Consider the following 7,339-nt stretch of genomic DNA (forward strand, 5'->3'; position numbering starts at 1 on the left):
GACAAAAACGGCTTTACTTCAATAAAAACAGCGGATAAATACCGCCCTTCCTTCATACACAATTCCAACAGCTACGCTTCTTCCTGTTTATTAATAAGTTACACATCAATAAATTTCTGCTTCAAATGAACCGTGCAAGCACAGGGAAACAGGCTTCAAAAGGGTCTAACTAATTATTTCTGAGCTTAATTGCAACGAACGAGCCGTGTGAAAAATATGTGGATAACTTTTCTGTTAGCGAGAACCTTCAGTTTTTTGAACCAACTTCAACAGCTGTTCTTCTTGCCGGAGCCCTACCCAAAATTCTTTAATGGTTCCTTTTTCAATCCAAACAATAGATGGGGTCCCCATTACATTAAATTTTCTGGCCATGGCACCGTCCTTTGAGACATCGACTTCAAACGCATTTCTGAACTGCTTCTTAATGCGATTAAAAATGGGCGTTTGTGCTTTACAGGCCCGGCACGACGGACTGTAAAAATACAACAGGACATCTTCTCCCTGATTAATTCTTCGTCCAATTTGGCCCGGAACTTCCTCTATCTTCCGGCCTTTGTTCCGTCTGGCTTTCAGGATAATCGTTACCTGGGAAATAACCAAAAATGCCAAAATAATCAAAACTGCAAATAAAATGATTTTCACTTACCGTCCTCACCTTTCTCCTTTTTCTTGCGAAAATTATCCCGGAACTTTAATCCAAATAAAAAACCCATCCCGGTTCCAAAACCAGTGCTTATCCATTCATTACCGTAGACCTGAGCAGGCATCGAAAAATCACGTACCCAGAGGAAATAACCATAACCAATGATGGCCCCCAAGAGTGTCAAAATAAAAACAAACCCGTTGCTTTCAAAAAATTTCATCGATCCTGCCCTGTTTCTTCCGCTCGACAAATTTATTAATATATAAAATGGATATTAATATATGAAATTGTTCCCCCCAAATTCAAGAAAATTTTTATTGACAATAATTCTTTAATATATTAAATTTTGTTGATTTTTACATGTACACCTATTATATTTTCAGAGTTTTCAATACAATTGACCCAAATCATCTGGAGGGATTTTATGGCTCAAGCGTCACAAATCAGAAATGGAATGGTTTTAAATATCGACAACAATCTCTGGCAAGTTGTGGAATTTCAATTTGTTCAACCCGGTAAAGGTGGTGCCTTTGTTCGGACAAAAATTAAAAATCTCCAAACTGGCCGTGTCATTGAACGCACCTTTCGTTCTGACGAAAAAGTAAATGATGTGCGGGTGGAAAGCAAGGACATGCAGTACCTGTACCAGGATGGCGGGCTCTTTTATTTCATGGATAAGGAAACCTATGAACAAGTTGCTGTTAATGAAAGTCTAATTGGTGACGCGAGGAATTTTTTAAAGGAAGGCGAAGGGGTTGAAATCCTTTTTCACGGAACGGAAGCCATCGGAATTGAGCTTCCTTTTTTTGTCGAGCTCAAGGTTGTTGAAACCGAACCGGGTGTAAAAGGCGACACTGTTTCGGGTGCGACAAAACCGGCCAAACTGGAAACCGGGGCTGTTGTTCAGGTTCCTCTTTTCATAGAGCAGGGGGATCTATTGAAAATCGACACGCGAACCGGCACGTATGTAGAACGCGTGTGAAGCGGGTTTCTATCAGATTTTTAATCTTTGAGCACGCGGAAAAGTGTTGTTGCCCGGACACCAAAAACCATTGATCATTGCAACCAAATCCGCCCGCTGGCGGATCAGGAGGTATCTTTTATGAAAGCATCTATTATTCGAGAATTGGTTAAAATCGTTGAACAAAGCAGTATCAATCAACTGGAAGTATCCCGATGGGGTCAAAAAGTAAAAATTGTCAAAGGATTCCCGGGAAATGGGACAGAAACCATTGTGGTTTCGCCTTCACAGCCGGTGGCTCAACAACCCGCAGCGCCGCCTGTTCAGCAAGCCGCGCCTGTCCCTCCTCCCCCTCCGGCACCGGAAAAGACAGAATCCCCTGAATCTGCAAAGAAGGAAAATCTCATCGAAATCCGCTCGCCGATGGTCGGTACATTTTATCGTGCCCCGGCTCCGGATGCTGAACCCTACGTTAAAGTCGGGGACCGCATCGAACCGGGAAAGGTCCTTTGTATTATTGAGGCGATGAAATTGATGAATGAAATTGAAGCGGAAGTCAGCGGAAAAATCACAGATATTCTGGTGGAAAACGGTAAGCCTGTCGAATACAATCAACTTCTTTTTTTGGTGGAACCCGATTAGTACACACATGACCGATCAGGAGGATAGGGCTTTTGTTTAATAAAATTTTAATTGCAAATAGAGGTGAAATCGCTCTCAGAATTATTCGCGCCTGCAAGGAACTGGATATTAAAACCGTGGCTGTGTATTCCGAGGCGGATGCCGATTCTCTGGCCGTCCGCTTTGCTGATGAAGCGGTTTGTATTGGTCCCCCGCCAAGCCATGAAAGTTACCTCAACATTCCAAGAATCATCAGTGCTGCAGAGGTCACCAATGCGGACGCCATTCATCCCGGTTACGGCTTTTTGGCGGAGAATGCCCATTTTGCCGAGATTACCCAATCCTGCAACATTCAATTTATCGGCCCCACGCCGGAAATCATCGAAAAAATGGGAAACAAATCCTTTGCCAAGGAAACAATGAAAAAAGCCGGACTCCCGGTTATTCCGGGGAGTGAGGGGGTTATTAAAAGTGCGGATGAGGCAAAAGAACTGGCCAAAACAATCGGATATCCGGTTATTCTAAAGGCTTCCGCCGGGGGTGGTGGTAAGGGGATGCGCATTGTCCGGGAGCCTTCGGAGATGGAAAATGCCTTTCAGACCGCCCAGAATGAAGCGGGGGCAGCTTTCGGAAACGATGAAGTCTACATGGAAAAATTCTTTGAACACCCGCGCCATATTGAGGTGCAGATTCTGGGAGACACATTCGGAAACATCATTGCACTGGGCGAACGCGAATGTTCGGTTCAGCGAAAACACCAGAAGCTTATTGAGGAATCGCCGTCTGCCGCCGTGACAAAGGAGATGCGAAAAGAGCTGAATCGCCTGGCCATGAAAGGTGCGGAATACGCCGGCTACATCAGTGCCGGAACCATGGAATTTCTGCTGGACACGGATGGAAAATTCTATTTCATGGAAATGAACACCCGAATTCAGGTAGAACACCCGGTAACAGAAATGGTTATGGATATTGACCTGGTTAAGGAACAAATTCTCATATCAGCGGGTGAAAAACTCCACATAAAGGGCTTGTTCAACATGCGGGGCCATGCGATCGAGTGCCGCATTAACGCCGAAAATCCGGATCGCGATTTCATGCCCTCGCCCGGAAAGATCACCAATTTTCACACCCCGGGCGGTCCGGGCATTCGTGTGGACACGCACACCTATGCTCAATATGTGATTCCGCCCTATTATGATTCGTTGGTGGCAAAAGTCATTGCACACGCGAGCACCCGGGAAGAAACCATCATGCGAATGAAGCGGGCTCTGGAAGAATTTGTTCTGGAAGGTATTTACACGACTATTCCCTTTCACCGAAAAGTACTTTTAAACAAAGCCTTTCGGGAAGGAAACTACGACATCCGGTTTATTGAAATGCTGCAAGAAGACGAGAATAAAAAAGCAGCGGAAGCAGCTGAAATTGAATAAGTTACGATTGAGGAAACAGTCTTTCTGAATAGAAAATAATTGAAGGAGCAATAGCCATGGAAATTCCAGAAGATTTATTGTACACGGAGGAACATGAGTGGGTTTATGTTGAAGGCGACACGGCCATTATTGGAATTACCGATTACGCTCAGGGAGAATTGGGTGATGTGGTGTTTGTGGAGCTTCCGCAAATCGGCGAACATATCCAACAGATGGAGCCCTTTGGAAGTATCGAGGCTGTAAAAACGGTTTCAGATATTTTTGCCCCTGTATCCGGGGAAGTTATTGAAGTCAATTCCAATCTGGAAGAAAATCCTCAGTTGATTAATCAAGATCCCTATGGCGAAGGATGGATCATTAAGATAAAAATGTCTGACCCGAAAGAAACAGAGGGGTTGTTAACAGCCGACGAATATCAAAGCATGATTGAATAGGGTACACACGAACCTTTTTGCCCCTATCCTGTTTGCTTTTGGCCAATCAAAAACAAGGAGGGGCTAACCGGGAACATGGGCACGTTTGGAGAAATCCTGCCTGCAGCTGGCGCAAATCATTTGGGAGAGCGACATGCCATTTATTCCGACAACTGAAAAAGAAGAACAAGATATGCTCCGCGCTATCGGAGTTGAAACATTTGAGGATCTGTTGGAAACGATTCCGGAACGTGTCCGCTTTCACGGGTCATTCAATTTACCCGATTCCACATCGGAATTAGAAGCCTTTCAGCTGATGCGCCGGCTTGCTCAGCAAAATCATTCCGTTCAGGATTACACCTGTTTTTTGGGTGGAGGCGCGTATGATCATTATATACCCTCCGTTGTAAACCATATTTTGCTCCGGTCAGAATTTTACACCGCCTACACACCCTACCAGCCCGAGGTCAGTCAGGGAAACCTTCAGGCCATTTTCGAATACCAATCCATGATCTCGAATCTTACCGCCATGGATGTCACCAATGCTTCCATGTATGATGCGGGTTCAGCCCTTGCCGAAGCCGCGCTGATGGCTTATCATGTGAAAAACAGAGCAGCCATTATCGTTTCGAAAGCGGTTAACCCCTTTTACCGGGATGTTTTGCGCACCTATCTTCACGGCCAAAACATAGACATTCGCGAAATTGATGTGTCTGCGGATGGCATCACGGATGTCAATCAATTGAAAAAACACATTACCGATCAAACAGCCGGCGTCATTATCCAGCACCCCAATTTTCTTGGGAATCTGGAAAATGTGCATGAAATCGAAGCCGTCACTCACGCTTCCGGCGCACTTTTTATTACCTCCAACGATCCGCTTTCACTGGGGCTCTTGGAACCCCCGGGTGCCTACAACGCGGATATCGTGACAGGCGAAGGCCAGGTACTGGGGAATCCCCTGGCATTTGGCGGACCCTATCTGGGAATCTTTTCCGTCAAACAGGAATTTATCCGCAAAATGCCCGGGCGTCTCATTGGCAGAACCGTGGATTCTCAGGGACGTCCCGGTTTCGTCATGACCCTCCAAACACGCGAACAACACATCCGGCGCGATAAGGCCACATCAAACATCTGTACAAACAATGCGCTAAACGCCTTGGCGGCCACCATTTATTTATCCCTTTTGGGAAAACAGGGCATTCAGGAAGTCGCCAATCAATGCCTTCAGAAAAGCCATTATCTGGCCGAAAAAATAGCGGCAATTCCCGGGTTCGAGCTAAAATTCAAGGCGCCGTTTTTCAAAGAATTTGTGATAAAAACCCCCATTCCGGCTGCCGATGTGATTGCCGGACTGAAAGATCGAAAGATTTTGGCCGGAATTGATCTGTCCAAATTCGATTACGGTTTTGAAAACGCACTGCTGGTCGCGGTGACTGAAAAGCGCAGCCAGGCTGAACTGGATGCATTTGCAGAGAGCCTCGCAATAATCGTGGACTAATACCACGGGTGCCCCAAATTTTTAGAATTCAATATCTAAAGCCTTCTTTAGCTTTTCTATTGAAATAGTTTCCTTGCCATTCAATCTATCCCGCTCAAACACATTTTCCATTCCCTTTAGCCAATCAATCACTAAGGGTAAGGTTTCAGGATTCTGTCTGGCTTCCCGGGGCGTTAAATTATTTAAGGCGGGTGTCTTTTTATCAAGCAGATCTAAGTAATATTTTTCCATCATATTCTGTACCAACGCCGGATCCGGAGCTTCGGACGGATCCGGTTCCGCTGATGCCTTGCCAGCCCTGGACTTGAGAAGAGCATTCATATTTTTTTTGATGATGCGTTTAAAAACAAGCGCATCTCCAAATATTTGGGAAAAGTGGTCGACGGCAAATTCGGCCAATTCAAGGGAGCGGGTTTCCAGGCGGCACAGAAAGGGATCGATATAGAAATCGCCCAAGAGTTCAATATTCAGCGGATTTCCGTCAACGTCCAGCTGAGACGTCATCAATAAAAGTCCATCATCAAGGTTTTCCGTTTTGATGGCTTCCAATTCTTTCTCAATACCAAAGCTATTCCAGTCAAATCTGTATCGCATAATATTTCTTTTCTTCTTTTTAACTCGGCGCAATTTGGTTTCAACAAAATTAAAATCCTCATGGTGCTCAATTTCGCTAAGTACGGCTTGAAGATCTTTAACCTGAAATCGAACTTCGCATAACTGCAATTCCCCATAATTTGTGTAGTATTTCTTGTTTATCTTCTTTCTCTGGATATCACGCCCAATTTGAAAGAAAATGTCCCAGTGATTCTTGGCAAAATCCGCATAATCAGCACTGCTGGAAGAACCCGTTTTTTCCGAAAGGGCCGCCTCAATTCTGTCAAGAATATATTTCTTTTCAGATTGAGAAAACAACGAAAGCGAGCCCGTGCTATAGTAGTCATCGTGGAGACGATAGCAGCGGGCTAAAATAATATCCCATTTCACCAGCCCCCTTGAAGAGGAGACATCTCTTAAAAAACCTTCCTCACCTGTTATTAGCGATTTGATAACGCTCCCCTTTCCAGGGAAGACGTCCTGGATTTCATAAAAATCCAGATGTGATTCAGATTGAGCCCTTATTTCATCAAGTTCCGGCTTTGTGAATCGGCTGGAATACCGGTCAATCACCCAGTTTAAAAAGCGACCGTTGAGTTCTTTGAAATAAAAGTCAATATAAAGAATATCAAAGAGCTGCATGAGAGAGGTCATTGCGACCTCTTCATCTTCGTTTCTCAAACGTCGCCGAAACTCAGACTCCGATTCATTGAATATCTTCCTGATAACAACTGGAATATTTCGGGCTAACCTGGGATTTTCGTCAAAAATATCTGATACTTTGGATTCAAATGTTGCCAATGATCCTTCCTTTCTCTTTTTTTAGTAGATATCATCTATTGAATTCCCTACACAACAACCGGACTGAAAAACACATCCGCAGGCATAAAGTCTGCGGCTACACAACTTTTATAAACGCTGTAAATTGTCCGCGGTTCTTCACCCCAAATCCATTCCATATGGAATCACAGCATAAGTGGGTTGGCCATAAAAACCATAAGTTACAAAAATGGCATGGATTCAATTTCAACAAAATCACTTCGTGAAAATGCGTGAAATTCGTGGGTCCAAAATTTTCAGACTGAACTCCACGCTATTACTCGTAATTCCCGTGAAAATCCGTATCAATCGTCCGCAAAAGATCGACCCATCTCAGTGTTGCCTTGTTGTACTTCA

General features: G+C 44.5%; 8 protein-coding genes. 5 read left to right on the plus strand and 3 right to left on the minus strand.

Annotated elements, in window-relative coordinates:
* Positions 1–234 precede the first annotated feature (234 nt).
* Together GXO76_01540 and GXO76_01545 are read right to left on the minus strand one after the other, a co-directional pair.
* Entirely contained in the window at positions 235–642 is a 408-nt protein-coding gene (locus GXO76_01540; GenBank protein ID NOY76530.1) for a thioredoxin family protein, read from the minus strand.
* A complete protein-coding gene (locus GXO76_01545; protein NOY76531.1) occupies positions 639–863 on the minus strand; it encodes a hypothetical protein in 225 nt (74 codons plus the stop codon). The genes GXO76_01540 and GXO76_01545 overlap by 4 nt, the downstream gene beginning before the upstream one ends.
* Positions 864–1,067: 204 nt before the next feature.
* Between GXO76_01545 and efp the strand changes: the two genes are divergently transcribed.
* The 5 genes from efp to GXO76_01570 all read left to right on the plus strand — a co-directional run bounded on the left by efp (position 1,068) and on the right by GXO76_01570 (position 5,569).
* Entirely contained in the window at positions 1,068–1,625 is a 558-nt protein-coding gene (gene efp / locus GXO76_01550; protein NOY76532.1) for an elongation factor P, read from the plus strand.
* A gap of 120 nt (positions 1,626–1,745) precedes the next feature.
* Complete coding sequence (gene accB, locus GXO76_01555; protein ID NOY76533.1) at positions 1,746–2,246, plus strand: acetyl-CoA carboxylase biotin carboxyl carrier protein; 501 nt, start codon at positions 1,746–1,748, stop codon at positions 2,244–2,246.
* 32 nt (positions 2,247–2,278) lie between these two features.
* On the plus strand, positions 2,279–3,655 hold the full coding sequence (gene accC / locus GXO76_01560) for an acetyl-CoA carboxylase biotin carboxylase subunit (GenBank protein NOY76534.1): 1,377 nt from the start codon (positions 2,279–2,281) through the stop codon (positions 3,653–3,655).
* A 56-nt stretch (positions 3,656–3,711) separates the two neighbouring features.
* Positions 3,712–4,089, plus strand: coding sequence for a glycine cleavage system protein GcvH (gcvH, locus tag GXO76_01565; protein NOY76535.1), 378 nt, complete (start codon positions 3,712–3,714; stop codon positions 4,087–4,089).
* Between the two features lie 133 nt (positions 4,090–4,222).
* The gene (locus GXO76_01570) at positions 4,223–5,569 is read left to right on the plus strand and encodes an aminomethyl-transferring glycine dehydrogenase subunit GcvPA (GenBank protein NOY76536.1); all 1,347 of its coding nucleotides are present in this window, start codon (positions 4,223–4,225) and stop codon (positions 5,567–5,569) included.
* A gap of 21 nt (positions 5,570–5,590) precedes the next feature.
* Here GXO76_01570 and GXO76_01575 read toward each other — a convergent pair whose 3' ends face one another.
* Positions 5,591–6,964 carry a hypothetical protein gene (locus GXO76_01575; protein NOY76537.1) on the minus strand — a complete coding sequence of 458 codons (1,374 nt, stop codon included), beginning with the start codon at positions 6,962–6,964 and terminating at the stop codon, positions 5,591–5,593.
* Between the last annotated feature and the right edge of the window lie 375 nt (positions 6,965–7,339).

It is taken from the genome of Calditrichota bacterium (assembly GCA_013151735.1).
Classification (GTDB): domain Bacteria; phylum Zhuqueibacterota; class JdFR-76; order JdFR-76; family BMS3Abin05; genus BMS3Abin05.

Bases quoted from the DNA above. Each gene is read 5' to 3' on its own strand.
- GXO76_01570 (NOY76536.1), top strand. From the start codon at position 4,223: ATGCCATTTATTCCGACAACTGAAAAAGAAGAACAAGATATGCTCCGC.
- efp (NOY76532.1), top strand. From the start codon at position 1,068: ATGGCTCAAGCGTCACAAATCAGAAATGGAATGGTTTTAAATATCGAC.
- GXO76_01545 (NOY76531.1), bottom strand. From the start codon at position 863: ATGAAATTTTTTGAAAGCAACGGGTTTGTTTTTATTTTGACACTCTTG.
- accB (NOY76533.1), top strand. From the start codon at position 1,746: ATGAAAGCATCTATTATTCGAGAATTGGTTAAAATCGTTGAACAAAGC.
- gcvH (NOY76535.1), top strand. From the start codon at position 3,712: ATGGAAATTCCAGAAGATTTATTGTACACGGAGGAACATGAGTGGGTT.